Here is a 22,519-nt window from a genome sequence, read left to right as displayed (position 1 = left end):
CGTGATTTCGAGAAAGTCGAAACAAATCTGAGAAATCCTCCAGCCCATGCGGTTTGAGTTGCCAGACCGTCCGCAACGAGGCTTTGCTCGTGTCAGGCGGGACAGGAGCGGATGACATGCAGCCAGCGGGCAGGCGATCAGGCGGGCGGCGCGACCGGTTGGCGGCGCGGGCAAGGGGCCCTGCGAACCCCTGTCCTCCGGGGCAGCGTGGCGGACAATATGCGCCGCTGACAGAGCAGGAGTTGCGGGCAATCCACGACACCGCCCTGCGCCTGCTGGCAGAGCTTGGCATGGGCGAGGTGCCCGACCGTCTGCGCTGCGATCTGCTGACGGCGGGCGCGGTCGAGGCTGCAAACGGCCGCGTTCTGATACCCCGTTCGCTGACGGAGGACGCCATTGCCCGCGCCGCCAAACGCTTTGTCCTGCACGGTCAGGACGAGGCGCGATCCATCGAAGTGGGGGGCGATGCCGTCCATTTCGGCACCGGCGGCGCGGCGGTGCAGACGCTGGATATGGACACCGGGCTCTATCGCCCCTCAACCCTGCAAGACCTGCGCGATTTCACCCGTTTGCAGGACGTCCTGCCCAATGTCAGCTGGTTCACCCGTTGCTGCGTGGCGACCGACATGCCCGACGAGTTCTCCCTCGACGTGAACACAGTGCATGCGCTGGTCTGCAATACCACGAAACCGGTCGCGACCTCTTTCACGCTGGCGCATCACGTGGCGCCGATCGTGCAGATGCTGGATGTGGTGGCAGGCGGAGAGGGCGCATTCAGCAAGCGACCTTTCGTCAAGGCGCATATCAGCCCGGTGATTTCGCCCATGCGGTTCGGCGAGGACGCGGTGGATGTGGTCTATGAATGCATCGCCCATAACATCCCCATGTCCTGCATCACCGCCGCGCAATCGGGGGCGACAGCCCCGGCGACGCTGGCGGGGTTCTTGGCGCAATCGCTGGCGGAAACACTGGCGAGCCTCGTTATGGTTCATGCGTTGAAACCCGGCCATCCGATGGTGTTTTCCAACTGGCCGCTGGTCATCGACCTGCGCACCGGGGCGTTTGCGGGCGGGGGCGGAGAGATTGCGGTCATGAACGCGGCCTCGGCGCAGTTGTCGAACTGGCTTGGCTTGCCGTCGGGCGTGGCGGCCTCGATGACCGATGCCAAGGCCATCGACGCGCAATATGGCATGGAAAAGGGGATAACCGCGCTGGCAGCGGGTTTGGCGGGGGGCAATCTGATCTATGAAAGCTCGGGCATGACGGCCTCGCTGCTTGGCGCAAGTTTCGAGGCGTTCGTGATCGACAATGAAATGCACGCCGCCATCTACCGGATGCTGCGCGGGGTGGAGGTCAGCGAGGACACGCTCGGCTTTGACACGATCTGCGACGTGGTGTTGGGCGAGGGGCATTTTCTGGGCGCCGACCAGACCCATGCGGCGATGGAACGGGACTATTTCTACCCAAAGCTTGCCGACCGGGACGCGCCGATGACCTGGGCGGACAAGGGCGCGCCGGATATGTGGGCGCGGGCCAGGGCCCGTGTTCGCACGATCCTGTCCGACCACGATCCGCAATACCTGTCGCCCGAACGCGACGCAGAGATCAGGGCGCTGTTTCCCGGCGTCATCCGCAACTGACCTATTGGTTCAGAATCCTGAACTCATCCGCCAGCCACGGATGCGCGGCCACCATCGGCGCGATAATCCGGTCTTGGAGCAAGGGGCGCAGCTTGCGATCCAGTGTCTCGAATAGGCTTTGGGGCAGATCCTCGGCCCGAAAGATCGACAGGCGCCGTGCAAAGCCCGGACCCGGCAGCGGCATGATGGCGATCCGGTCGTGATGGCGGTCGGAACTGGCCACGTTCAGGGCCGTCGTGACGGTCCAGGCCTCGCCCGCGGCGATCAGCGACAGGATGGCCGGGGTGCTTTCAAACTCCAGCCGCGAGGGCAGGTCGATCCTTTGCCGCCGCAACTGCGCCTCGATCCGGCGGCCCATGAGCTGTTTGCGCGAATAGCGCAGGAAGGGCAGATCGACCCGCGCCCCCAGATATTCCCCGGCCGAGTCCTTGCGCCCCTTGGGCACGACCAACACGTAAGGGTCGCGCAAGAGCGGGGCTTCGGTCAGGCGCATCACGCGGAATTCGGCGGCGGAGGCTATGCCAAGGTCGATTTCGTCGCTTTGCAGAAGTGTCAGGATGTCATGGCTGGGGCGTGACAGGAACGAGAAGGAACAGGCGGGCAGGGCGGCGGACAGGCTGGCGGCAAGCGCGGGGGTGACCTCGGTGTCCAGATCCTCGATCATCGCGATGCGCAGCGACCGGATCAGTGCGGCGGGGTCCTTGGACCAGACCTCGGAAATCCCCTTGCGCAGCAGCATCAGCGAGTCATCGACACGGGCCAGCAGGATGTCGCCCTCTTGCGTCAGTTTCATCGGGCGCTTGCCATGGTCGATCAGGGCAACGCCCACGGCGTCCTCAAGACAGGCCAGGTGGTGCGACACGGTGCTGATCGAGATTTCCAGCCGCCGCGCCGCCGCCTGAACAGAGCCGCTGCGAGCCACCGCCTGAAAGACCTCCAGCCATTTGAGGCTGAGCTTGCTACGTTCCATTCGCGGTCCCCGACATTCGAATATGTCGAAGCTAGAGAGGCATTGCGCATTCGGCAATGGCAGAGTTTCACCAGTGATCGGGGCCGTGCCCATATCCGTCTGGTCTCGGACGCCGACTGCGCGGGAAGGCGGGCACAATACAGTCGACGCGGTTGGGGACATGGGGGAGATCAAGGATATTCGCCTTGTGGAATCGCCGTTCTGCGGGCTGAAGTGGCCGGATCCAAAGTGCCTCAAAACAAGGACGAGAGAATGAGCGTTTTTGACGAAGACCTGTTCCTGAAAGGTCTGGAACAGCGCAAGGCCACGGTCGGCGCGGAGTATGTGGAAAAGAACCTCGCCGCCGCCGACGATTTCACCCGGCCCTTTCAGGAGGCGATGACCGCGTGGTGTTGGGGGTTCGGCTGGGGTGATGATGCGATCGACCCCAAGACGCGCAGCATGATGAACCTCGCCATGATCGGGGCCCTTGGCAAGATGCATGAATGGGAACTGCACTGCCGGGGCGCGCTGAATAATGGTGTCTCGAAAGAAGAGATCCGCGCCATCATCCACGTGGTCGCGATCTATTGCGGTGTGCCGCAGGCGCTGGAATGCTTCCGCGCTGCCCGAAAGGTTCTGGAGGAGGCGGGCGAGCTTTAGGCGCGGTATCGGGTGGAGTCTTCGGTCAGGCGGATCAGGTCGGTGACGATCCGATTGGCCGGGGTCGGGACGCCAAGACGGTCGCCGATGCGCAGCACAGCGCCGTTCAGCGCGTCGATCTCGGTGCGCCGCCCGGCCATGCGGTCCTGCAGCATTGACGGTTCATGATGCAGATGGTGGGCGAAGGCGTGCTCCATCATCGCGGTGACCCTGTCCAGCGAGGCATTGACGCCAGAGGCTTTCGCCACCGCAATCGCCTCTGCCGCCACCGACGCGGCCAGCCTGCGCCCCGCCTCTGACGCGCCGACCGATCCGGGCGTGCCGCCGGACAGGGCACAGATCGGGTTGAGCGCACAGTTGAACGTGGCCTTTTCCCAGATCGCCACGTCGATATCGGGTTCCAGCCGCGCGGTGATGCCGCCCCTGTCCATCAGCGCTGCAATCTTGTGCAAGATCAGCAGATCCTGCCCGCTGGCACTGTAAAGGTCGGTCGTGGCCGCGCCATGGGACGCCACCCGACCGGGGCCGAGATACTCGGCGGGTGTCATCGTCATGCCGACCAGAATGCGATCACGGGTCACATGCGCGGCGATCCGGTCCACATTGCCGACGCCGTTTTGCAGGCTGAGAACATGGGCATCGGCCAGCAGCGGCTTGATAGATGACAGCGCACTATCCGTGTGAAAGACCTTGGTGAACAGAAGTACAAGATCGACGGGGCCTCGAAAGGCCTCGGGCCGCATCGCGGGCAGGTGGTGGATGCTTTCCCCCTCATCCAGCGCCACATGCAACCCGCCCGCGTTGATGGCCGCGATATGGGCGTCGTTCACGTCGAGCAGCGTCACCTGCGCCCCGGCCCGCGCCAGCCGCGCACCATAGACGGACCCCATGGCGCCCGCCCCCAGAACCGCGATCCGCATCGTCATTCCTCCGCCGCGCCGAAGAGCGCCCGCACCTCGTCCGGCACCGGGCAGGAGGTGATCCCGCCCCCTTCTTTCCGGCGCACCAGAACCCGTTTTTCGAACCCTTCCACGGCCAGCACATCCCCCCGCATCAACCGGTGTTCCACGTCGAAACTGGACCGGCCAAAGCCGGTGATGGTGGTTTCGATCACCACTTCGTCGCCATAGCTGGACGGCACGTGGAAAGTCGCGCGTGTATCGACCATTGGAAAGCCAACCACCTGAAAGCGGCGGACAAGGTCCGGCTTGGGCAGCCCTGCGGCCTTGAAGTGATGCGCGGTCGAGGCGTCGAACCAGACGAAATAGCGCGGGTAGAAGACGATATCGGCCGGGTCGCAATCGCCCCATTCGATCTGCACGGTCCGGCGGCTGGTCAGCATCGGGTTGGTCCTTTCCTCGGGTCAGGCGCTGCGCAGGTTGGGGATGGTGGGCTGTGCCCCCAGGGTCTCGTCCAGCTTGGCATGGCTGTCATCGGCAAGTGCCGCCGCGATGGCGCGACGTAAGGTGGGGGCCGCGTCTGACATCTGACCGCTGGCAAGGGCCGGGCGCACAACGCCCGCCATGATCCGCGCATTGGCCGTTTTGCCCCGCATCAGCGTGTCGGAATAGCCTTTCAGAACGCGGGGCAGTTCGGCCAGGGCCTCTGCGAAGTCAGGCGCGTGGGGCAGGGCATTGTCCATCGCCTCTAGCCATTCCGCAATCGCCGCCTGTTCCTGCGCGAACCGATAGGACCGGCGGCGGATAAGGCGAAACCCGGCCATCAGGCGCAGCATCCAGTAGCCCGCGACCCCGTTGGACCGGACATGGATGCCGCGCCCCATGAAGGGCAGGCCCTTGCCTGCCTCCATCCGCGCCATGATGCGCGCGCCAAGGCGGGCGGGCAGGATATCGGCGATCTCCTCGGCGCGGGGTTTGAGGTATTCCGTCACCGTCATCACCTGTCCGGGCTGTATCTGCGCTTCGGACCGGATGCGGGCGAAACGCTCGGGCCTTGTTTTCAGATCGGCCACGCGGGCAATGTCCTCGTAGGCCATCCACAGCGCCAGACGGCGGCAGGCTTCCTTCACCGCATGGGCGGCGCTTGGGATGGACAGGTCCGCCGCTGCGATCAGCCTGTCGGCATGGGTGCGGAAGGTATGGCCATAGGCCGTGTCCTGATAGTCGGTGCAGCGCTCCACCCCGAGGCGGATCACCTCGGCGATATCTGCGGGAATGTCCGACGCAGCAGGCGCAGCCACAGGCGCAGGCGTGTCACGCAAGTCCTGCACCGCTAGCGCGGCGGCGTCGAACCCGGCGCGGCTGGCGGGTGCGGACCGGCCTTCCCCCAGAACCGCGCGAGAGCCCGCAATGTCCCAGGGCAACACACCGCTGCCCGCCAGCGCCCCGAACATGGTGGCGCTGACGAAAGTGGCACTGTCTTCGGCGATCTGGCCCAGATCCAGCAGGTAGGCGTCCCGCGCCAGCGCCTCGGCCGTGCGCCGCACGTTGTCCTCGCTATAGCGCCCGTCCCCCAACTGGATCTTCTCCGCCGTCGAATAGGTGCGTGCGGTCGAGGATATGAGCGTCGTCAGCTTGGGCGAGACGAAGCCCGCCGCCATCACCCGCGCCGTTTCCACCAGTTCGGACGACACCACGACATCGACCCGCCCCGGCATCGGCACGAGGCTGAGGACAGAGCCAACCGCATCCTTGCCCGCGATCTCGATATAGTAGCTGGTCGAACCGGTGCGCTGCGCCACGCCGGGCACCGAAGTGGCCTGCGCGACGAACCCGGCGTCCCGCGCGGCCTGCACGATCCAGTTCATCAGAACGCCGCCGCCTTCACCGCCAAGCGCCGCCAGCAGAATGCGAAGGGGGGGATTTTCCGCGCGTGTCATGCCACCGCCCCCAACGTGAATATCCGGCGCAACCGACTGCGCGTCCGGTCCCACCATGTCGGGTTGCTGATCACCTCGGCGCGCCAGAAGGACGGGCAGAGCGTCGCCGCATGGGCGACCTCGCCGCACAGGCCGCAGCCGACGCAGCCATTGGTGACATGGGCGACGGGATCGGTTTTCAGCGGGTCGGTCGCGGTCTTCACCGTCAGGGTCGGGCAGCCGGACAGGCGGATGCAGGAATGATCGCCGGTGCAGGTGTCTTCATCGACGCCAAAGCGGGTGCGCACGACGCGTTCCCCGGCGGCCAGAGCCTTGGCGCGGATCGGCTTCACGCGCCGTTGCCGTTCCAGCTGGCATTCGCCTTCGGCCACGATCACCTTCAACCCGCTGAACTTGGTCGAAAACGCCTCGCGCAGCGTGTCGCGCATTTGGGACACCTTGTAGGTATGCACCGTGCGCAGCCATTTGACGCCGACGCCCGTCAGCGCATCCTCGATCGTGGTCTCGCCATGGGTCGCGCTTTTCTCGGCCGCCGCCAGCTTCAGCGCCGGATCGGGCGAGGATATGACCTCCTGCGTGCCGGTGGCCGAGGTGTAGCCGTTCTTCATGATCACCAGCACCCCGTCGCCGCCGTTCAGAAGCCGAGAGGTGACGCCGGACAGCAGGCCGTTATGCCAGAACCCGCCATCGCCCATCACGGCGAGCGGGCGTTTTTGCTGGAAACTGGCGACCGAGGCGTTGGAGGCAAGGCTCATCCCATAGCCAAGAATGGAGTTGCCGAAGTTGAATGGCGCGAAGGTTGCGAAGGCGTGGCAGCCGATATCGGCAGAGTAGTGGACCGGCCCGATCTCCTGCTGGGTCAGCTTCAGCGCGGCAAAAAAGGGCCGTTCCGGGCAGCCGGTGCAAAAGCTTGGCGGGCGTGGGGGAACAGGTGCGGCCAGCAACCGCTGCGCCTCTGCCCGGAGCGCCTCGATCTCCTCGGCATAGGCGGTGTCGCCCAACTGGTTGCCGATGCCCGGCAGATGCTCTCTCAGGAAGGTGCCGACGCCTTTGGCCATGACCTCGGACGTGTATTCACCCGCCATTGGCAGGATGTCCTTTCCCGCCAGCACCACCGGCGATTTCGCGCGGCGCAGGATTGTTCCGATCTCGTTCTCGATATATTCCGGCTGGCCCTCTTCCAGCACCAGAACCGCGCGCTTGCCTTCTGTGAAGCCGATGATTTCCTCGGGGACCAGAGGATAGACGACGTTCAGCGCCATGATCGGCAGGTCACAGTTGCCTCCCGCATCGGCCAGCCCCAGTTCCGCCAGGGCCCGGATCAGCGCGTTATACAGCCCGCCCTGAACGATAATGCCCACATCGCCCTGCGCGCCGTCGAAGACCTCGTTCAGACGCTGCTCGCGAATGAATGCCCGTGCGGCGGCCATGCGTTCGCTGCTTTTTTTCCGCTCATGTCCGAAGGTCACGGGCGGATGCGCCAGTTGTTCATACTGGTGAGGCGCGGGTTCCGCCAGCACCCGCCGCCCCGAAATCGCGGGCGCGATATTGTCCTTGGCCTCGAACGATCCCTGAACGTGGCAGGCGCGGATACGCAGCTCCATCATCACCGGCGTGTTCGATGCCTCTGACAGCTCGAACGCCCGTTCCACGCATGTCACGATAGAGGGCAGGTTCGGGCGCGGGTCCATCAGCCACAGGGTCGATTTCATCGCATAGGCATGGGTGCGTTCCTGGATGACGCTGGAGCCTTCGCCGAAATCCTCGCCCACGATGATCAGCGCGCCGCCCATGACGCCGGGCGAGGCGAGGTTCGACAGCGCGTCCGCCGCCACATTGGTGCCGACGATGGATTTCCACGTCACCGCGCCGCGCACCGGATACATGATCGACGCCCCCAGCATTGCCGCGGCAGAGGCCTCGTTCGTACAGGGCTCCACATGGACGCCAAGTTTCGCCATGTCGGGTGCGGCTTGCACCATGACGTCGATCAGGTGCGAGACCGGTGCGCCCTGATAGCCGCCCACATAGGACACGCCCGATTGCAGCAGCGCCTTGGTGACGGCCAGAATGCCCTCGCCATGAAAGGTCTCACCCGCGCTGAGCTTCAGCTTTTCGATTTCCTTGGCGAATGAGACTTCCATCTGCGGCCCCTCCCTGTGTGTCCTGAACATCCGGTGCGAAAACCCTTTCGTCAAACGGATAGGCGCAATAATCTTCATTCATGAAATCAATAAAGCTACGCAATCTCGATCTGAACCTGCTGCGAATGCTGGTGGCACTGGATGACACGCGCTCGGTGTCGCTTGCGGGCGAGAGGCTGGGTCTCAGCCAGCCTGCCGCTTCCAATGCGTTGGCCCGATTGCGGCAGGCGCTGAACGATCCGCTGTTCCTGCGCACGCGGGATGGGATGGTGCCCACGGGCTATTGCGAAACCATCCTTCCCGACATTCGCGCCCATCTTGGGGGGCTCTTTTCCGCCCTCGAACAGGGCACGCGTTTCGATCCGGGCCGCAGCACGCGGGTCTTTCGACTGTCGCTGTCCGGTCTGGGTGAGGCGGTGTTTCTGCCCCGCCTTGCGGTGCGGGTGTTTCAGGCGGGGCCGGGGCTGCGATTGATCAACACGGCAACGCCCACTGCGGCGCTCGGGCAGACGCTGGAACTGGGGGAGGTGGACCTTGCCATCGGGATGCTGGGACTGTCGGGGCGCGGTATCCGCTCCGCCCGTCTCTTTGATGAGGACTATGTCGCGATCGCAGGCGCGGGGCTGAGCGACCCGCCCCAAGACCTTGCTGCCCTGTACCGGGCAAAGATCATGGTGCCCGCCCCGGCCACGACCTTTGGCGGGGCAGTGGACAGGGCGTTGGAGTCGAGGGGGCTGGCCGGGCAGGTGGTGCTGCGGCTTGGTCATTTCGGTGCCCTGCCGCAGCTCTTGGCGGATCTCGATCTGGTGGCCGTGGTGCCGCGGCAGTTGGCCGATCAACTGGTCGCGGCGGGGCAGGCGCGGCTGCTGCCGGTAAGGATTTCTGAAAGTGCCAGTCCGATCCGCATGATCTGGCACAGCCGATCCGACAGCGATCCCGCCTGCACCTGGCTGCGCGAACAGGTTCAGGACCTTTTCGCAGGTTGCTAGACTCGCTTGCGCCTTGCGCCTTGCGGCGGGGCCGGGGATATGATTGCGGCGACCACAACGAGGCGAGGAACGATGCAAGACGCTGTGACAGTTCAGGATTGGATCGGCCGCAGCGAAACGGCAACGGATGTGTTGCGCGCGCAACCGGCCCGTTTCATGCAGGCCACGCTGGACCGTGATCCCGGTCTGGTCGACGGGGACGCCCTGCCGCCGCTCTGGCATTGGCTCTATTTCCTCGACGCGCGCCGCGCCAGCGAGCTTGGCCGCGATGCCCATCCCCGCAAGGGCGGGTTCCTGCCCCCGGTCGATCTGCCGCGCCGCATGTGGGCCGGGGGCCGCGTTCGTTTCCATGCGCCCTTGATCCTCGGGCAGGAGGCCAGCAAACGCTCCACTATTCTCTCGGTCAGGGAAAAACAGGGCCGCAGCGGTAGGCTTTGTTTCGTCACGGTGGAACATGCGCTGTGTCAGAACGGGGAACCGGCCCTGACCGAGGAACATGACATCGTCTACCGGGAGGATCCCGCGCCGGACGCGCCCCAGCCGACGTCGGTCATGGCCCCGGTCGATGCCGAGATTTCTGAATGTGTGACACCGACCGAGGTCATGCTGTTCCGCTATTCGGCGCTGACCTTCAACGGCCACCGTATCCACTACGATGTGGATTACGCCCGCGAGGTGGAGGGATATGAGGGCCTCGTCTTTCACGGACCGCTGACCGCGACCCTGCTGATCGACCTTGCCTGTCGCCATCGCGGCCTGCCCCCAAAGACGCTGTCCTATCGCGGTGTCGCTCCGCTGGCGGGGCTGGCGCCGTTCCGCATCGAGGCGGCGACCGAGGGCGAGGTCAGCTCGGTCTGGGCGAAACGGCAAGACGGCTCGCTGGCCATGAGCGCGGAAGTGGCGTTCTGAGCCTGCCCCGGAGGCCCCGTGCAGGGGCATCCGGTGGCGATGGGTCAGGCATCCTGCCAGGCGGGTTGCCGTTTCTCGATGAAGGCGCCAATGCCTTCCTGCGCGTCCAGGGCCATCATGTTGTCGACCATCACCCGAGAGGCGTAGTCATAGGCCTCGGCCAGCGGCATCCCGCGTTGCGCATAGAAGGCACGCTTTCCGGTGGCGAGCGTCAGGCTGGATTTCGAGGCGATCTTCCTCGCCACGTCCATGGTGACGGCCTTTAGCTCGTCAGAGGCGACCACCTGATTGACCAGCCCGATCTCCATGGCGCGGTTTGCGGGCGTCATGTCTCCGGTCAGCAGCATCTCCATCGCGTGCTTGTCGGCGACATTGCGCGACAGGGCCACCATGGGCGTGGAACAGAACAGGCCGATATGCACACCGGGTGTGCTGAACCGGGCGCTGTCCGCCGCATAGGCCAGATCGCAGCTTGCGACCAGCTGACAGCCCGCTGCCGTGGCCGTTTCCGCCACCTCTGCGATCACCGGTTTGGGACAATTGACAATCGCCTGCATGACCCCGGAACACATGGCCATGACCTTGGAAAAATAGGCGCGCCCGTTGTCTTCGGCGTCCCGTCCCGCGGTCATTTCCTTCAGGTCGTGCCCCGCACAGAAGGCCGGCCCGTGAGCCGCCAGAACAATCACCCGAACCTGTGGATTGGCACCCGCCTCGGCGAAGGCGGTTCCCAGTTGGGTCAGCATCGCCTCGGACAGGGCATTGCGACGGCGGACGTCATTTAGGGTCAGTCGCAGGATGCCATCATGGTCAAGCACATGATCCAACATGTCGGTTGATTGCTCGGGTTGCTGCACGGGTTCAGTCCTTCGGAGACGTCAGAGAATGTTGATTTCCACGCTGTCGGCCAGCGAGTTGGCAATGAAGCAATAGCGATGCGCGCGGTGCTGCATCTGCTCCAGTTCGCTGTCCGACACAGAGAAACCGGTGTCGAAGCGCACCACCGGATGCAGGTCGATCCGTGTGACGGACATCTGTCCTTTCGGGTTCTTGCCCAGATGCGCCACCGCGTAGTCGTGGTAGCTGGCCACCGGCCAGTCGGCCTTGGCGCACAGCGCCAGGAAGGTCATCATGTGGCAACTGGACAGGGCCGAGGCGAGCGCCTGTTCGGGGTTGGTGTTGGCGGGATCTCCGCCCCAGTCGGGGGCGGAGTCGACGTCGACCTCGTAGCTGTTGTTGAACTGAACGCGATGCGCGTTCGAGTATTTTCCGGTTTGCAGTACCGGCTCGGCACGATGCCAGTGCAACTGGATCGAAAGATCGGACATGGATCAGGTCTCTTAGTAAGGGCGCTCAGGCAGCGGCAATGGACTTCTTCGGGTCGTAGAACGGGAACTCGACCATGGTGGCGCGGGTCGGGCCCGACTTGGTCACCACTTCGACGTCCGATCCCAGAACGGCGTGCTCTACCGACACCATCGCCAGCGCGATATTCTGCTTGAGGCGCGGCGAATAGACGGCCGAGGTCACCTTGCCGATGGTCTCGTCGCCCTGGTTGATCGGCCAGAAGGTGGTGTTCGGCCCCTGAAGCGGGTCGCAGTCGATCACCAATCCGATCTGCTTGCGGGTGATGCCCTGTTCCTTGATCCGCTTCAGCGCGGCTTTGCCGATGAACTCCGCCTCCATGTCGAGGTTGACCAGCCGGTCGAAGCCAAGCTCGAACGGGTTGGTGTGGATGTCGGCATCGGCGTGGTAGGACAGCATCCCACCCTCGATCCGGCGGATCGACGAGGTGTGGCCGGGCTTTAGACCGTGCTCCATGCCGGCGGCCATGATCCTTTCCCACAGCGCATCGCCCTGAGTGCCGTCACGCAGATAAAGCTCATATCCCAGTTCACTGGACCAGCCAGTGCGCGACACGATCAGCGGAATGCCATCGAGGTCGAGCTCGCGCAGCCAGTAGTATTTCAGGTCCATGATCTCTTCGCCGAAGAGCGCCTGCATGATCAGACCCGATTTCGGCCCCTGAAGTTGCAGCGGCGACACGTCGGGTTCGCAGATGTTAACGTCCATGCCCGAATGCACAGCCACACCTTGCGCCCACAGCAGGATGTCGCTGTCAGCCAGCGAGATCCAGAAGTGGTTTTCCGCCAGTCGCAGCAGGATCGGGTCATTCAGAATGCCGCCCTCGGCATTGGTGATCAGGATGTATTTGCACTGGCCCACGGCCATCTTGGACAGATCGCGCGGGGTCAGCATCTGAACGAAGCGCGCCGCATCCGGACCGGTGATCTCGACCTGACGTTCAACAGCCACGTCACACAGGATCGCGTCGTTCACCAGGTTCCAGAAATTCTGTTCCGGATCGCCGAAATCACGAGGGATATACATATGATTGTAAACGGAAAAACCCTGTGCACCCCACCGGACGGTGGCGTCGAAATAGGGGGATTTGCGGATCTGGGTACCAAACCCGAAGTCGTCTGCTTGTGTCATGTGTTCGCCCTCATAACTGCTGACCGTTTGGGTCAGGGCATCGTTGAAGCTGGCGATCTTTTAGGGCCGATTCCCGCGAAGATGCGGTCCGAAAACGCGGGGTATTCAGACCGTTCCGTCCGAAAAAATTTCCAAAACAGACCGTTCGGTCGGGATGCTACCTATTGGCCTGTGCAATCAGTTTGGCAAGGTTCGGGCGGCTGACCTTGACCTGCCGGGTGGCGATATAGGTCATGTATCGACTGATCTCGACTTCGGAGGAGAGCAGCACCTCCATCACCGCCTGGAATGCCGCCAGATTCGGGGTTGCGGTCTTGATCACGTAATCCATGCCGCCCCCGGTCGCGATGCATTCGGTGATCTCGTCCATCGAGTTGATTAGCGCTTCAAAGCGTTCGAAATCGGCCTTGCGGTGATTGGTCAGCGATATGGTCACCACGACCTGGGTGAAATCTACGATCCGCTCCAGCGCGATGTCCGCGTGATAGCCCCTGATATATCCAGCCGCCTTCAGCCGGTCGAGACGGGCCCAACACGGGGTAGGGGACAGGTGCACAAGCTCGGCAAGACGGGTCTTGCTCAGTTGTCCATGCTGCTGAACTGCGCTGAGAATACGGATATCCGTGATGTCGAGTCCGGTCTTTTTCATGGTGAGCTCTTGCGGCGTTTCTGATTCGCGCACCAAGCAGAAATTTCAAGCGTGCGCACCGCAGGATAGGCGATGAAGCCGTCTCGATCTCGGGGGATTCCGACCCCTGCCGCTATCGCTGCGTCACTTCGGGCGCAGGCGGGGGCGGATCACTCGCCAGAGCCGGTCTTCTGGAACTCGCCGCTTTCCAGGACCGGCGAGGCATCAATGTCTTCGGCGTCCAGCATCGACGCGACACGCTCCAGCGCCGCGATCAGGGCGGCCTGTTCCCAATCTTCCATGGCCGAGAACTTGCGCACGAAACGCTGTTGCAGCGGGTCGGGGGCGTCGGCAAGGGCGCGAATGCCTTTCTCGGTAATCACGATATTGGTTTGCCGCCGGTCGGTCTGGGACCGCTCCCGAACCACCATTTCCTGTCGTACGAGCTTGTCTACCAGTGACGTCACCGTGGCCTGCGAAATCCGCATCTGCTGTGAAATCGCCGTCGCGGTGCACTGACCTTTCTCCGACACGATCTGCAATACCCGCAACTGCGCCGCGGTCAGGCCGACGGATTGCGCGAGGTTGCGGCTGAACTGGTTCGTGGCCAGCAAAATGCGGCGCAGGGCGATTAGACTGGTATCGACGCGATCCATGCCCGGATGCTGGCACAGGCGATGTCATGAATCAATGTGCTGGGAGAGGGGGTAAGCTTTGATTTGCAAAGTATTAACAGCCGGACAGTCATAAAATATAGGCCGCTTCATGCTGACTTCTGGCCAATATGTCGCGATTTTTCCGCTGAGCTTGAAAACGCGGCCCAGACTTGATACTTAGCCAATCAAAGCAATCATGAGGTAAAAAGCAAATGCGACATGCGCTCGAGTTTTTTCGCAAGAACACACCCACGCTGCGGGAGCCCGCCGCCGAGGATGGTGCGGAGATCTGGGAACTGGTGCGCGCCTGCAAGCCGCTGGACGAGAACTCCATGTATTGCAACCTGATCCAGTGCGATCATTTCCGCGATACCTGCGTCGTGGCCGAGCTTGACGGCAAGGTTGTCGGCTGGGTGTCGGCCTATGTGCTGCCCTATGACCCGGAAACCCTGTTCGTCTGGCAGGTGGCCGTGTCCGAGACGGCGCGTGGCACCGGCTTGGGCACACTTATGCTGTCGAGCCTGCTGGAACGTCCGGCCTGTGCCGATGTCCAGCGCCTTCAAACCACGATCACGGCCGATAACGAGCCGTCCTGGGCGCTGTTCCGCAAGTTCGCCGGGCATCGCGACTCCAAGCTCGACGTGCAGGCGCATTACACGCAGGCGCTGCATTTCCGGGACCGCCACAGCACCGAGCACATGGTCACAATCGACCTGCAGGAGCGGTTGCGCAACGCGGCCTGAGCTTCGCGTCGCGACCGCCTGCACCTTCCCCATAGAAATCCAAAAGGACCCACTATGCCGACTGCCAAGTCAGCCGAAATCTCTGTATTCAAACGCCGCGAGTCCGAGGCGCGCAGCTATTGCCGCAGCTTCGACAAGCTGTTCACCAGTGCCGCGGGATCGGAACTCACCGATTCCAGGGGGCGCAGCTATATCGACTTTCTGGCCGGGTGCTCGTCGCTGAACTACGGCCACAATGACCCTGACATGAAACAGGCCCTGATCGACCATATCGCGTCGGACGGTCTGGCGCATGGGCTCGACCTGCATACCGATACCAAGGCCGCGTTTCTGGAGGCCTTCGACACCCATATCCTCAATCCGCGCGGCATGGATCACAAGGTGATGTTCACCGGTCCGACCGGGGCCAACGCGGTCGAGGCGGCGATGAAACTGGCGCGCAAGGTGACCGGGCGCACCAATATCATTGCCTTCACCAACGGCTTTCATGGCGTGACACTCGGGGCGCTCGCAGCGACCGGCAATGGCTATCACCGCGGAGGTGCGGGCATGACGCTGCACGGCGTCACGCGCATGCCCTATGACGGCTATTTCGGCGCGGCGACGGATTCCGCCGAATTTCTGGAGGCGATGCTGACCGACAGTTCCAGCGGCATCGACGCGCCTGCGGCGATCCTTCTGGAAACGGTGCAGGGCGAGGGCGGCCTGAACGCGGCCAGCCCCGAATGGCTGCGACGCGTGGCGGATCTTGCCCGCGACCATGGTGCGTTGCTGATCGTTGACGACATCCAGGCCGGCTGCGGCCGGACCGGCACCTTCTTCTCCTTCGAGGAGATGGACGTCATGCCGGATATCGTGACGATGGCAAAATCCGTGTCGGGCTTTGGGCTGCCAATGTCACTGGTTCTGGTGCGTCCCGAATACGACGTGTTCGGCCCGGCCGAACATAACGGCACCTTCCGCGGCAACACCCATGCCTTCGTGACCGCCCGCGTCTCGATCGAGAAGTTCTGGAGCGATCCGGGCTTCGCGAAAGACATCTCGCACAAGGCCCGCCTGCTGACCGACGCGCTGCAAGGCGTGGCCGATCTTGTGCCCGGTGCGACGCTGAAAGGCCGTGGCATGATGCAGGGTGTGGATGTGGGGTCTGGCGACCTCGCCGCCGATATCTGTGCGCGCGCCTTCCAGAAGGGCCTGATTATCGAAACCTCGGGCAACGAGGATCAGGTGGTCAAGGTTCTTGCCCCGCTGACCACGCCCGAGACGCTGTTCCGCAAGGGGTTGAACATCCTTCTCGACGCGGCGCGCGATGCGACGCTCGGCACCAAGATAGCGGCGGAGTAAGACATGATTGTCAGGGATTTCAACAAGATCATCGAAGAAGAGCGCGACCGCGTCGTTTCGGATGCCGAATGGTCCTCGGTGCGTATGCTGCTGGCGGGTGACGGGATGGGCTTTTCCTTCCATATCACCTTTCTCAATGCCGGTTCCGAGCATGTGTTCGAGTACAAGAACCATTTCGAAAGCGTCTATTGCATGCAAGGCAAGGGCTCGATCACCGATCTCGCCACCGGCGAAACGCACGAGATCAGGCCCGGCGTCATGTACGCGCTGAACGAACATGACCGTCACGTGCTGCGTGCCGAGGAAGAACTGGCGATGGCCTGCGTGTTCAATCCGCCGGTGACCGGCAAGGAAGTGCACCGCGAGGACGGCTCCTACGCTGCTGCGGAAGAATTGGCTGACTGACCCATGACCCATACTGTCGAGAAAATCGGCGGCACGTCCATGTCGAGACTGGACGCGCTGCGCGATACCCTGTTCATCGGTGACCGGAGCGGTGCCGACCTCTATGGCCGCATGTTCGTGGTCTCGGCCTTCGGGGGCGTGACCGACCTGTTGCTGGAGCACAAGAAATCCGGCGATCCCGGCGTCTATGCCCGCTTCGCCGGGGCAGAGTCCGATCATGGGTGGCACGGCGCACTGGACCGTGTCGCAGAGGCAATGACAGATGCCCATGGCGCGGTGCTGGATCATCCCGCCGACCGGGAGCAGGCGGATGCCTTCGTGCTTGAACGGATCGAGGGCACCCGCAATTGCCTTGTGGATTTACGCAGGCTTTGCTCCTACGGCCATTTCCGCCTGTCCGAGCATCTGTTGCAGGTGCGCGAATTGCTGTCGGGCCTGGGCGAGGCGCATTCCGCCTTCACCGCGACCCTTATGTTGCAACGCGCCGGGGTGAATGCCCGGCTGGTGGACCTGACCGGCTGGCGCGATGAGCAGACGGTCGATCTTGAAAGTCGCATCAAGGGCGGCATTGAAGGGATTGATATCAGTGCAGAAATGCCGATCGTCACCGGATACGCGCAATGCGCCGAGGGTTTGATGCGCGAATTCGATCGCGGGTATTCCGAGATCACCTTTTCGCGCCTCGCGGCGCTTTCCGGCGCGCGGGAGGCGATCATTCACAAGGAATTCCACCTGTCCTCTGCCGACCCGCGCCTGGTCGGGGCGGACAAGGCGCAGAAGATCGGCCACACCAACTATGACGTGGCCGACCAGCTGTCGAACATGGGGATGGAGGCGATCCACCCCAAGGCGGCCAAGACCCTGCGGCAGGCGGATGTTCCGCTGCGCGTCACCAATGCGTTCGAACCGGGCGATCCCGGCACCCTGATCGACGACCGCCCGGCGGAAACGCCCGAGGCCGAGATTGTCACCGGGCTCGACATCATCGCGCTGGAAGTGTTCGAACAGGACATGGTCGGGGTGAAAGGCTATGACGCCGCGATCCTCGACGTGCTGACGCGTCACAATGTGCGGATCGTGTCGAAGCTGTCCAATGCCAACACGATCACCCATTACGTGGACGCCTCGCTGAAGATCATGCGGCGCGTGGAGAAGGACCTTGAACGGCTCTATCCGGCGGCGCGCATCACCTCGCGCAAACTGGCCATCGCCTCGGTCATCGGCCGGGATCTGAGCGGGCTGTCCATCCTGAGCCGCGGCTTGCAGGTCATTGCTGAAGCCGGGCTTGAGGCCGTGGGCGCCTTGCAGGGACCGCGCAGCGTCGATGTTCAGTTCGTCATGGAATGCGGCGATCTGGACAAGACCATCAGCGTTTTGCACGCGTCCCTGATCCCGGCGGCAGGCGACAACACCCTGTCAAAGGCCGCCTGACAGGGGGGGCGGTCTACGGCGTCTTGCCGTCGCTGGCCGCCTCGCGCATCCAGCGTTGCAGATGCAGGATGGAATGCTCGGAATTCACGCCGCAGGCGGGATCGACGACAAGCGGCCCCGGAACATAGCCGCGCGATTTCAGGCCGCGCTGGACGCTTTCGACAAGGTGAATGTCTTCCTCCACCGTGGTGGCGCGGTCCTGCTGCGCCATGCGGCGGACGGTTTCGTCGTCGAAGCCGCCAACCGAATACCAGCCGCGCCAGACAACCACGTGATCGGCATCCACCGCGCGCCAGTGATAGGTGTTCAGCAGGTTTCCGGGGTAGACCTGAAAGCTGAACATCGGCCACAGGAACCAGCTTGAATACTTGTCGTTATTCGCGAACCCGCTGTCGATGTCATAGGTCATCTGGCTGAGATCATTGCATTCGGTCGTATGACGCAGGCAATAGCCCTGGGGCTGGATGTCATAGGTTTCGGGCCGGATCACGCCGGTGGAGAAGGTGGGGTGGTTCAGACTGCAATGATAGCATTCGGAATAGTTTTCCACCGATACCTTCCAGTTGCAGTTTTCCGGGATTTCCACCCATTCCAGCGGTTTGAGCTCCGCCCAGTTGGGAACAAAAGCCTCAAGCTCGGCGCGGGCATTTGGGAACCAGTCCTCCATCGGTTTGGCCTGCGGGTCGAGATTGACGAAGACGAAGCCCAGGAACACCTCGGTGCGCACTTCCGTCAGGCAGATTTTCGACGCGTCGAATCCCGGCACCGATTTCGCGTTCGGCGCGGCGCGCAATCCGCCGGTCAGTTCATAGGTCCAGGCGTGGTAGGGGCAGACGATGACGCGGGTCGATCCCGCACCGCTGACAAGCTGATGCGCCCGATGCTGGCAGACATTGTAGAAACTGCGAATTTCCCCGTCGCGCCCCTTGATCGCGAACAGGCTTTCATCGCCCAGATCGAAGGCGACGTAATCGCCGGGGTTCTCCAACTGGCTGGCATGGCAGGCGAACTGCCAGGTGCGGGCAAGCAGCCCGGCCTTTTCCACTTCGAAGACCTGCGGGTCGGTGTAGAATTTCGCATCGAGCGAGCGGGTCGGATCGGTCATGTGATCAGTCCACTGAGAAGTTGAAATGATAATGCCAGCAGGGCAGGGAGGAGGGTCTGCACGCCAAAGCGGATTTTTCGGCGGACGTCAGGGTCATTCGTTGCCTTCGGTGTAGATGCCAAGCTTGTGGCGCCGGTCATGAAATCTTTCGACCCGATCCACGATCTCTTCGGAGGCAACCGCAATGACGAAGCTCAGCAGGGTTTCCAGAAGCGCGATGGTCGGCACCGAAGAGGGGAAGAATTGCGGTGTGTCGACGGCGACGACAAAGCCGTGATCGGCGGCGCGGATGATCGGGCTGGCGGGGCTGTCGGACAGGCCGATGATCGTCATGCCCTGTTCGCGGGCGACCTCGATGGCGGCCACCACCTCGCTGCGATAGGGGCGCATCGACATGGCGATCAGCACGTCGCGGCTGTCGGCCCAGGCCAGATCGTCGACGGCGGTCGATCCGGGGCGGGGTATGGCGTGGAACTGCGTCATTCCGGTGGAGGCCAGATAGGTGAAGTTGCGCGCATTGGCGTTGTTCACGCCGACGCCAAGGGTAAAGACCTGACGGCTGGCCCAGATCGCGTCTGCCGCCGCTTTCATCGCCTCGGCACTGGTGGCGGCAAAGCTTTCCTCGATATTGCGGATCGCGGCCTCGGCCATGTCGGCATACAGCCCGCCAAGATCGCCGGATTTGCGGATATCCTGCAACCAGCGGGCCCGGTCGGGAAAGCTGATCGCTCCCTTGCGGATCGCCTCGCGGAAGGGGGCGCGGAAATCCTCATACCCCTCGAACCCCGCTTGCCGGGCCATGCGTACCACGGTGTTGGGCTTGACCTTGGCGGCCTCGGCAATCTCGCGCACGGTCGAGACGCCGACATCCTGCGGGTTCTCCAGCACATAGCGTGCGGCCTTCTGCGCCTCTGGCGTCAGGGCGTCCCATTCCTCGGTCAGCCGGTCGAGGATGGCATGGGTCGAGGCCGTGCTTGCGGTATTTGGTATGTTTGTATCATTCATGATTGACGATGGTATATTTGTGCGATTAGCCTGTCTACAGGAAAAGTGACTCGCCAACAGGATTGCCCCAAATGTCGCAAAAGGAATTCCCGACCCACGCCCGCGTTGTCATCGTCGGCGGTGGCGTCATGGGATGTGGTCTTGCCTATCACCTTGGCCATGAAGGATGGGGGCCGGACACGGTCTTGCTGGAAAAGGCCGAGCTGACCAGCGGCAGCACCTGGCACGCGGCGGGGCAGATCACCCATTCAACCAGCTCTTACGGGTTGGGGCGGATGGTCGATTACAATATCGGGCTTTATTCTCGGGTGCTGGAGGAGGAAACCGGCCAGGCCGTCACCTGGCATGGCTGTGGCTCTTTCCGGCTGGCCTATACGGAAGACGAGATGGACTGGCTGCGCCACACGCTGGCTGTGGGCCGGGCGCTTGGCTTTAACATTGAACTGGTAGATCCTGACTTCATTGCCAAAAAACATCCGTTCTACAATCTGGACGGGGTTCTTGGCGCACTCTACACCCCCGATGACGGCCATGTGGACCCCTCCAACGTGACCATGGCCATGGCCACCGGTGCCCGCCAGAAAGGCGTTCGCATCATCCGCCGTTGCCGGGCCACCAACATCACGCAGCTTCCCACTGGTGAATGGCTGGTGGAGACGGAACAGGGCGCGATCACCTGCGAACACGTGGTTAACGCCGGCGGCACCTATGCGCGCCAGATGGGCGAATGGTCGGGCTTGCAACTGCCCATGACCTCGATGACCCACCACTATCTTGTCACGGAAGAAGTGCCTGAATTCAAGGGCCTGGACACCGAACTTCCCGTGGTCCGCGATGACAGGATGGTGTCCGGCTATATCCGGATGGAGCAGAAGAAGGGCCTTATCGGCATCTATGAGAAGGAAAACTCCAACTCCGTCTGGGAAGATCATTGCCCCTGGGAGGCGGAGAATGAGCTCTTCCAGGCCGATTACGACCGCATCATGCCCTGGCTGGAAAACGCCATGGAACGGATGCCGATCTTTGCGGAACTGGGCATCACCCGCGAGGTCCATGGCGCGATCAGCCATCCGCCCGACGGCAACCCGATGGTCGGACCCGCCCCCGGCGTGAAAAACTACTGGTGCTGCTGCGGCACCCAGATCGGCATTGGCTGGGGCCCCGGTCTGACCCGCGAATTGGCGAATTGGATGGTGCATGGCGCGGCCGATATCAACATGCGCGACTACGACCCGCGCCGGTTTGGAGCCTACGCCACCAAGGACTGGCAGGTGATCAAGGCGCATGAGGATTACAAGCTGCGTCACGAAATTCCCTTCCCCCATTTCAACCGGCTGGAAGGCCGCCCGATCAAACCCTCGCCGCTCTATGACCTGCTGAAGGACAAGGGCGCGGTCTATGAGGAGGTCTACGGGTTCGAGCGCCCCCGCTGGTTCGCCCGCGATGGTGTGGAGCAACGCGATCATTATTCCTTCCGTCGCACGCCTGTCTTCGACATGGTGGCCGAGGAATGCCGCGCGGTGCGCGAACGGGTGGGCATCATGGATGTCACGGCCTTCACCAAGGTCGAGGTCGCGGGCCCCGATGCCTATGCGCTGCTTGACAGGCTGGTCGCCAACCGGATGCCGCAGAAGGATGGTGGCATCATCCTGACCCATATGCTGAACCGCCGCGGCCGGATCGAGCTGGAATGCACCATCGTGCGGATGGCCTCTGATCGCTACTACCTTGTCTGCGCCGCCTTCTTCGAACAGCGCCTGCTGGATCACCTGGCCCAGAACATGAACGGCGAGAACGCGACCGTCACCGCGCTGTCTGCCCAATGGTCCGCCCTGGCGCTCAATGGTCCCCGGTCGCGCGACGTGCTGGCCGCCTGCACCGATGCGGATCTCTCCAATGCGGGCTTCCGCTGGCTCAGCGCGCAGGAAATCACCGTCGCAGGCCACAAGGTCTGGGCCTTCCGCATGTCCTATGCGGGCGAGTTGGGGTGGGAACTGCACATGCCCGACGCCGCCTGCCTCGACGTCTACACCGCGCTTTGGGCGGCGGGCGAGGCCCATGGCATCGCCGATTACGGCAGCTTCGCCATGAATGCGCTGCGGATGGAAAAGGCCTTCCCCGGCGCGGGTGAACTTACCAACGAGGTCACCTTGCCCGAGGCCAATGTCATGCGCTTCGTCAGGCTCGACAAGGACTACCTGGGGGGCGAGGCCACACGCGCGAGCGCGGAGAGCAGCGAACAGCCCTGGATTTGCACCTATCTGGAGATCGAGCCCGACGGCATCGAAGACGGCCATGGCGGCGAAGCGGTCAAGCTAAACGGCACCGTTGTGGGCGCCACCGCCTCCGTCGCCTACGGGCACACGGTCGGGAAAATCCTCGCCTTCGCCTATCTCAAACCCCATGCCGCCACCCCCGGCACCGCGTTGGAGGTGCTGATTGCCGGCGAACCCCGTGCGGCCCGCGTTCTTGGCGCAGCCGCCCATGATCCCGATAACCTGCGCCCCAGAACGGACAGCGCCGCATGATCTTTCTTCTTGGTCCATATACTCCGGGGGAGTCGGCGTCAGCCG

At 63.1% G+C, this 22,519-nt stretch carries 21 protein-coding genes; 9 read left to right on the top strand and 12 right to left on the bottom strand.

The annotated features are described in order from the left end of the window. The first annotated feature begins 116 nt into the window (after positions 1–116). Complete coding sequence (locus tag BKY26_RS09080; RefSeq protein WP_071690082.1) at positions 117–1,640, top strand: trimethylamine methyltransferase family protein; 1,524 nt, start codon at positions 117–119, stop codon at positions 1,638–1,640. A gap of 1 nt (position 1,641) precedes the next feature. Here the strand turns inward: BKY26_RS09080 and BKY26_RS09075 are convergent, their stop codons facing one another. After that, positions 1,642–2,610, bottom strand: coding sequence for a LysR family transcriptional regulator (locus tag BKY26_RS09075; RefSeq protein ID WP_071690081.1), 969 nt, complete (start codon positions 2,608–2,610; stop codon positions 1,642–1,644). A 252-nt stretch (positions 2,611–2,862) separates the two neighbouring features. Between BKY26_RS09075 and BKY26_RS09070 the strand changes: the two genes are divergently transcribed. After that, complete coding sequence (locus BKY26_RS09070; RefSeq protein ID WP_071690080.1) at positions 2,863–3,252, top strand: carboxymuconolactone decarboxylase family protein; 390 nt, start codon at positions 2,863–2,865, stop codon at positions 3,250–3,252. Here BKY26_RS09070 and BKY26_RS09065 read toward each other — a convergent pair. The 4 genes from BKY26_RS09065 to BKY26_RS09050 are packed head-to-tail and all read right to left on the bottom strand — an operon-like array spanning position 3,249 to position 8,235. Further along, positions 3,249–4,178, bottom strand: coding sequence for a ketopantoate reductase family protein (locus BKY26_RS09065; protein WP_083431380.1), 930 nt, complete (start codon positions 4,176–4,178; stop codon positions 3,249–3,251). The genes BKY26_RS09070 and BKY26_RS09065 overlap by 4 nt on opposite strands. Continuing rightward, positions 4,175–4,594 carry an acyl-CoA thioesterase gene (locus tag BKY26_RS09060; protein WP_071690078.1) on the bottom strand — a complete coding sequence of 140 codons (420 nt, stop codon included), beginning with the start codon at positions 4,592–4,594 and terminating at the stop codon, positions 4,175–4,177. Before BKY26_RS09060 ends, BKY26_RS09065 begins: the two co-directional genes overlap by 4 nt. A 21-nt stretch (positions 4,595–4,615) precedes the next feature. Further along, positions 4,616–6,091: an indolepyruvate oxidoreductase subunit beta family protein gene (locus tag BKY26_RS09055; protein ID WP_071690077.1), complete on the bottom strand. Its 1,476-nt coding sequence runs from the start codon at positions 6,089–6,091 to the stop codon at positions 4,616–4,618. Next, positions 6,088–8,235: a thiamine pyrophosphate-dependent enzyme gene (locus tag BKY26_RS09050; protein ID WP_071690076.1), complete on the bottom strand. Its 2,148-nt coding sequence runs from the start codon at positions 8,233–8,235 to the stop codon at positions 6,088–6,090. Before BKY26_RS09050 ends, BKY26_RS09055 begins: the two co-directional genes overlap by 4 nt. An 80-nt stretch (positions 8,236–8,315) precedes the next feature. Between BKY26_RS09050 and BKY26_RS09045 the strand changes: the two genes are divergently transcribed. Together BKY26_RS09045 and BKY26_RS09040 are read left to right on the top strand one after the other, a co-directional pair. After that, entirely contained in the window at positions 8,316–9,224 is a 909-nt protein-coding gene (locus BKY26_RS09045; RefSeq protein WP_071690075.1) for a LysR family transcriptional regulator, read from the top strand. Positions 9,225–9,308: 84 nt separating this feature from the next. Next, positions 9,309–10,133, top strand: a complete 825-nt coding sequence (locus BKY26_RS09040; protein ID WP_245764440.1) for an HTD2 family dehydratase — start codon at positions 9,309–9,311, stop codon at positions 10,131–10,133. A gap of 44 nt (positions 10,134–10,177) precedes the next feature. Here BKY26_RS09040 and BKY26_RS09035 read toward each other — a convergent pair whose 3' ends face one another. From BKY26_RS09035 to BKY26_RS09015, 5 genes are all read right to left on the bottom strand, one after another. After that, a complete protein-coding gene (locus tag BKY26_RS09035) occupies positions 10,178–10,990 on the bottom strand; it encodes an enoyl-CoA hydratase (protein WP_281249827.1) in 813 nt (270 codons plus the stop codon). 21 nt (positions 10,991–11,011) lie between these two features. Beyond that, positions 11,012–11,461, bottom strand: a complete 450-nt coding sequence (locus tag BKY26_RS09030; protein ID WP_071690073.1) for an OsmC family protein — start codon at positions 11,459–11,461, stop codon at positions 11,012–11,014. Between the two features lie 25 nt (positions 11,462–11,486). Continuing rightward, on the bottom strand, positions 11,487–12,629 hold the full coding sequence (locus tag BKY26_RS09025) for a glycine cleavage T C-terminal barrel domain-containing protein (protein WP_071690072.1): 1,143 nt from the start codon (positions 12,627–12,629) through the stop codon (positions 11,487–11,489). Positions 12,630–12,786: 157 nt separating this feature from the next. Beyond that, a complete protein-coding gene (locus BKY26_RS09020; RefSeq protein WP_071690071.1) occupies positions 12,787–13,278 on the bottom strand; it encodes an Lrp/AsnC family transcriptional regulator in 492 nt (163 codons plus the stop codon). A 149-nt stretch (positions 13,279–13,427) separates the two neighbouring features. Beyond that, on the bottom strand, positions 13,428–13,913 hold the full coding sequence (locus BKY26_RS09015; protein ID WP_071690070.1) for a MarR family winged helix-turn-helix transcriptional regulator: 486 nt from the start codon (positions 13,911–13,913) through the stop codon (positions 13,428–13,430). Positions 13,914–14,125: 212 nt separating this feature from the next. On the opposite strand from BKY26_RS09015, the gene ectA reads away from it, so the two are divergent. From ectA to BKY26_RS08995, 4 genes are read left to right on the top strand one after another with little or no spacing between them, the layout of a single operon-like run. Next, positions 14,126–14,656, top strand: coding sequence for a diaminobutyrate acetyltransferase (gene ectA, locus BKY26_RS09010; protein ID WP_071690069.1), 531 nt, complete (start codon positions 14,126–14,128; stop codon positions 14,654–14,656). Positions 14,657–14,710: 54 nt separating this feature from the next. Further along, positions 14,711–16,000, top strand: a complete 1,290-nt coding sequence (gene ectB / locus BKY26_RS09005; protein ID WP_071690068.1) for a diaminobutyrate--2-oxoglutarate transaminase — start codon at positions 14,711–14,713, stop codon at positions 15,998–16,000. A gap of 3 nt (positions 16,001–16,003) precedes the next feature. Next, positions 16,004–16,405: an ectoine synthase gene (locus tag BKY26_RS09000; protein WP_071690067.1), complete on the top strand. Its 402-nt coding sequence runs from the start codon at positions 16,004–16,006 to the stop codon at positions 16,403–16,405. A 3-nt stretch (positions 16,406–16,408) separates the two neighbouring features. After that, positions 16,409–17,836, top strand: a complete 1,428-nt coding sequence (locus tag BKY26_RS08995) for an aspartate kinase (RefSeq protein WP_071690066.1) — start codon at positions 16,409–16,411, stop codon at positions 17,834–17,836. 13 nt (positions 17,837–17,849) lie between these two features. On the opposite strand, the gene BKY26_RS08990 is transcribed toward BKY26_RS08995, so the two are convergent. Next, positions 17,850–18,941, bottom strand: a complete 1,092-nt coding sequence (locus BKY26_RS08990; RefSeq protein WP_071690065.1) for an aromatic ring-hydroxylating oxygenase subunit alpha — start codon at positions 18,939–18,941, stop codon at positions 17,850–17,852. Positions 18,942–19,034: 93 nt separating this feature from the next. Beyond that, positions 19,035–19,946: a MurR/RpiR family transcriptional regulator gene (locus BKY26_RS08985; RefSeq protein WP_071690064.1), complete on the bottom strand. Its 912-nt coding sequence runs from the start codon at positions 19,944–19,946 to the stop codon at positions 19,035–19,037. Positions 19,947–20,017: 71 nt separating this feature from the next. On the opposite strand from BKY26_RS08985, the gene BKY26_RS08980 reads away from it, so the two are divergent. Continuing rightward, the gene (locus BKY26_RS08980) at positions 20,018–22,474 is read left to right on the top strand and encodes an FAD-dependent oxidoreductase (protein ID WP_071690063.1); all 2,457 of its coding nucleotides are present in this window, start codon (positions 20,018–20,020) and stop codon (positions 22,472–22,474) included. Positions 22,475–22,519: the final 45 nt, after the last annotated feature.

The sequence above is a fragment of the Nioella sediminis genome (assembly GCF_001879695.1).
Taxonomy (GTDB): domain Bacteria; phylum Pseudomonadota; class Alphaproteobacteria; order Rhodobacterales; family Rhodobacteraceae; genus Nioella; species Nioella sediminis.
Note: the sequence above shows the minus strand (reverse complement) of the source record. Positions and strands in the feature narration are given on the sequence as shown.

Excerpts from the sequence above, each read along its gene's own strand:
- BKY26_RS09080 (WP_071690082.1), top strand. The coding sequence starts at position 117 with ATGCAGCCAGCGGGCAGGCGATCAGGCGGGCGGCGCGACCGGTTGGCG.
- BKY26_RS09075 (WP_071690081.1), bottom strand. The coding sequence starts at position 2,610 with ATGGAACGTAGCAAGCTCAGCCTCAAATGGCTGGAGGTCTTTCAGGCG.
- BKY26_RS09070 (WP_071690080.1), top strand. The coding sequence starts at position 2,863 with ATGAGCGTTTTTGACGAAGACCTGTTCCTGAAAGGTCTGGAACAGCGC.
- BKY26_RS09065 (WP_083431380.1), bottom strand. The coding sequence starts at position 4,178 with ATGACGATGCGGATCGCGGTTCTGGGGGCGGGCGCCATGGGGTCCGTC.
- BKY26_RS09060 (WP_071690078.1), bottom strand. The coding sequence starts at position 4,594 with ATGCTGACCAGCCGCCGGACCGTGCAGATCGAATGGGGCGATTGCGAC.
- BKY26_RS09055 (WP_071690077.1), bottom strand. The coding sequence starts at position 6,091 with ATGACACGCGCGGAAAATCCCCCCCTTCGCATTCTGCTGGCGGCGCTT.
- BKY26_RS09050 (WP_071690076.1), bottom strand. The coding sequence starts at position 8,235 with ATGGAAGTCTCATTCGCCAAGGAAATCGAAAAGCTGAAGCTCAGCGCG.
- BKY26_RS09045 (WP_071690075.1), top strand. The coding sequence starts at position 8,316 with ATGAAATCAATAAAGCTACGCAATCTCGATCTGAACCTGCTGCGAATG.
- BKY26_RS09030 (WP_071690073.1), bottom strand. The coding sequence starts at position 11,461 with ATGTCCGATCTTTCGATCCAGTTGCACTGGCATCGTGCCGAGCCGGTA.
- BKY26_RS09025 (WP_071690072.1), bottom strand. The coding sequence starts at position 12,629 with ATGACACAAGCAGACGACTTCGGGTTTGGTACCCAGATCCGCAAATCC.
- BKY26_RS09020 (WP_071690071.1), bottom strand. The coding sequence starts at position 13,278 with ATGAAAAAGACCGGACTCGACATCACGGATATCCGTATTCTCAGCGCA.
- BKY26_RS09015 (WP_071690070.1), bottom strand. The coding sequence starts at position 13,913 with ATGGATCGCGTCGATACCAGTCTAATCGCCCTGCGCCGCATTTTGCTG.
- ectA (WP_071690069.1), top strand. The coding sequence starts at position 14,126 with ATGCGACATGCGCTCGAGTTTTTTCGCAAGAACACACCCACGCTGCGG.
- ectB (WP_071690068.1), top strand. The coding sequence starts at position 14,711 with ATGCCGACTGCCAAGTCAGCCGAAATCTCTGTATTCAAACGCCGCGAG.
- BKY26_RS09000 (WP_071690067.1), top strand. The coding sequence starts at position 16,004 with ATGATTGTCAGGGATTTCAACAAGATCATCGAAGAAGAGCGCGACCGC.
- BKY26_RS08995 (WP_071690066.1), top strand. The coding sequence starts at position 16,409 with ATGACCCATACTGTCGAGAAAATCGGCGGCACGTCCATGTCGAGACTG.
- BKY26_RS08990 (WP_071690065.1), bottom strand. The coding sequence starts at position 18,941 with ATGACCGATCCGACCCGCTCGCTCGATGCGAAATTCTACACCGACCCG.
- BKY26_RS08985 (WP_071690064.1), bottom strand. The coding sequence starts at position 19,946 with ATGAATGATACAAACATACCAAATACCGCAAGCACGGCCTCGACCCAT.
- BKY26_RS08980 (WP_071690063.1), top strand. The coding sequence starts at position 20,018 with ATGTCGCAAAAGGAATTCCCGACCCACGCCCGCGTTGTCATCGTCGGC.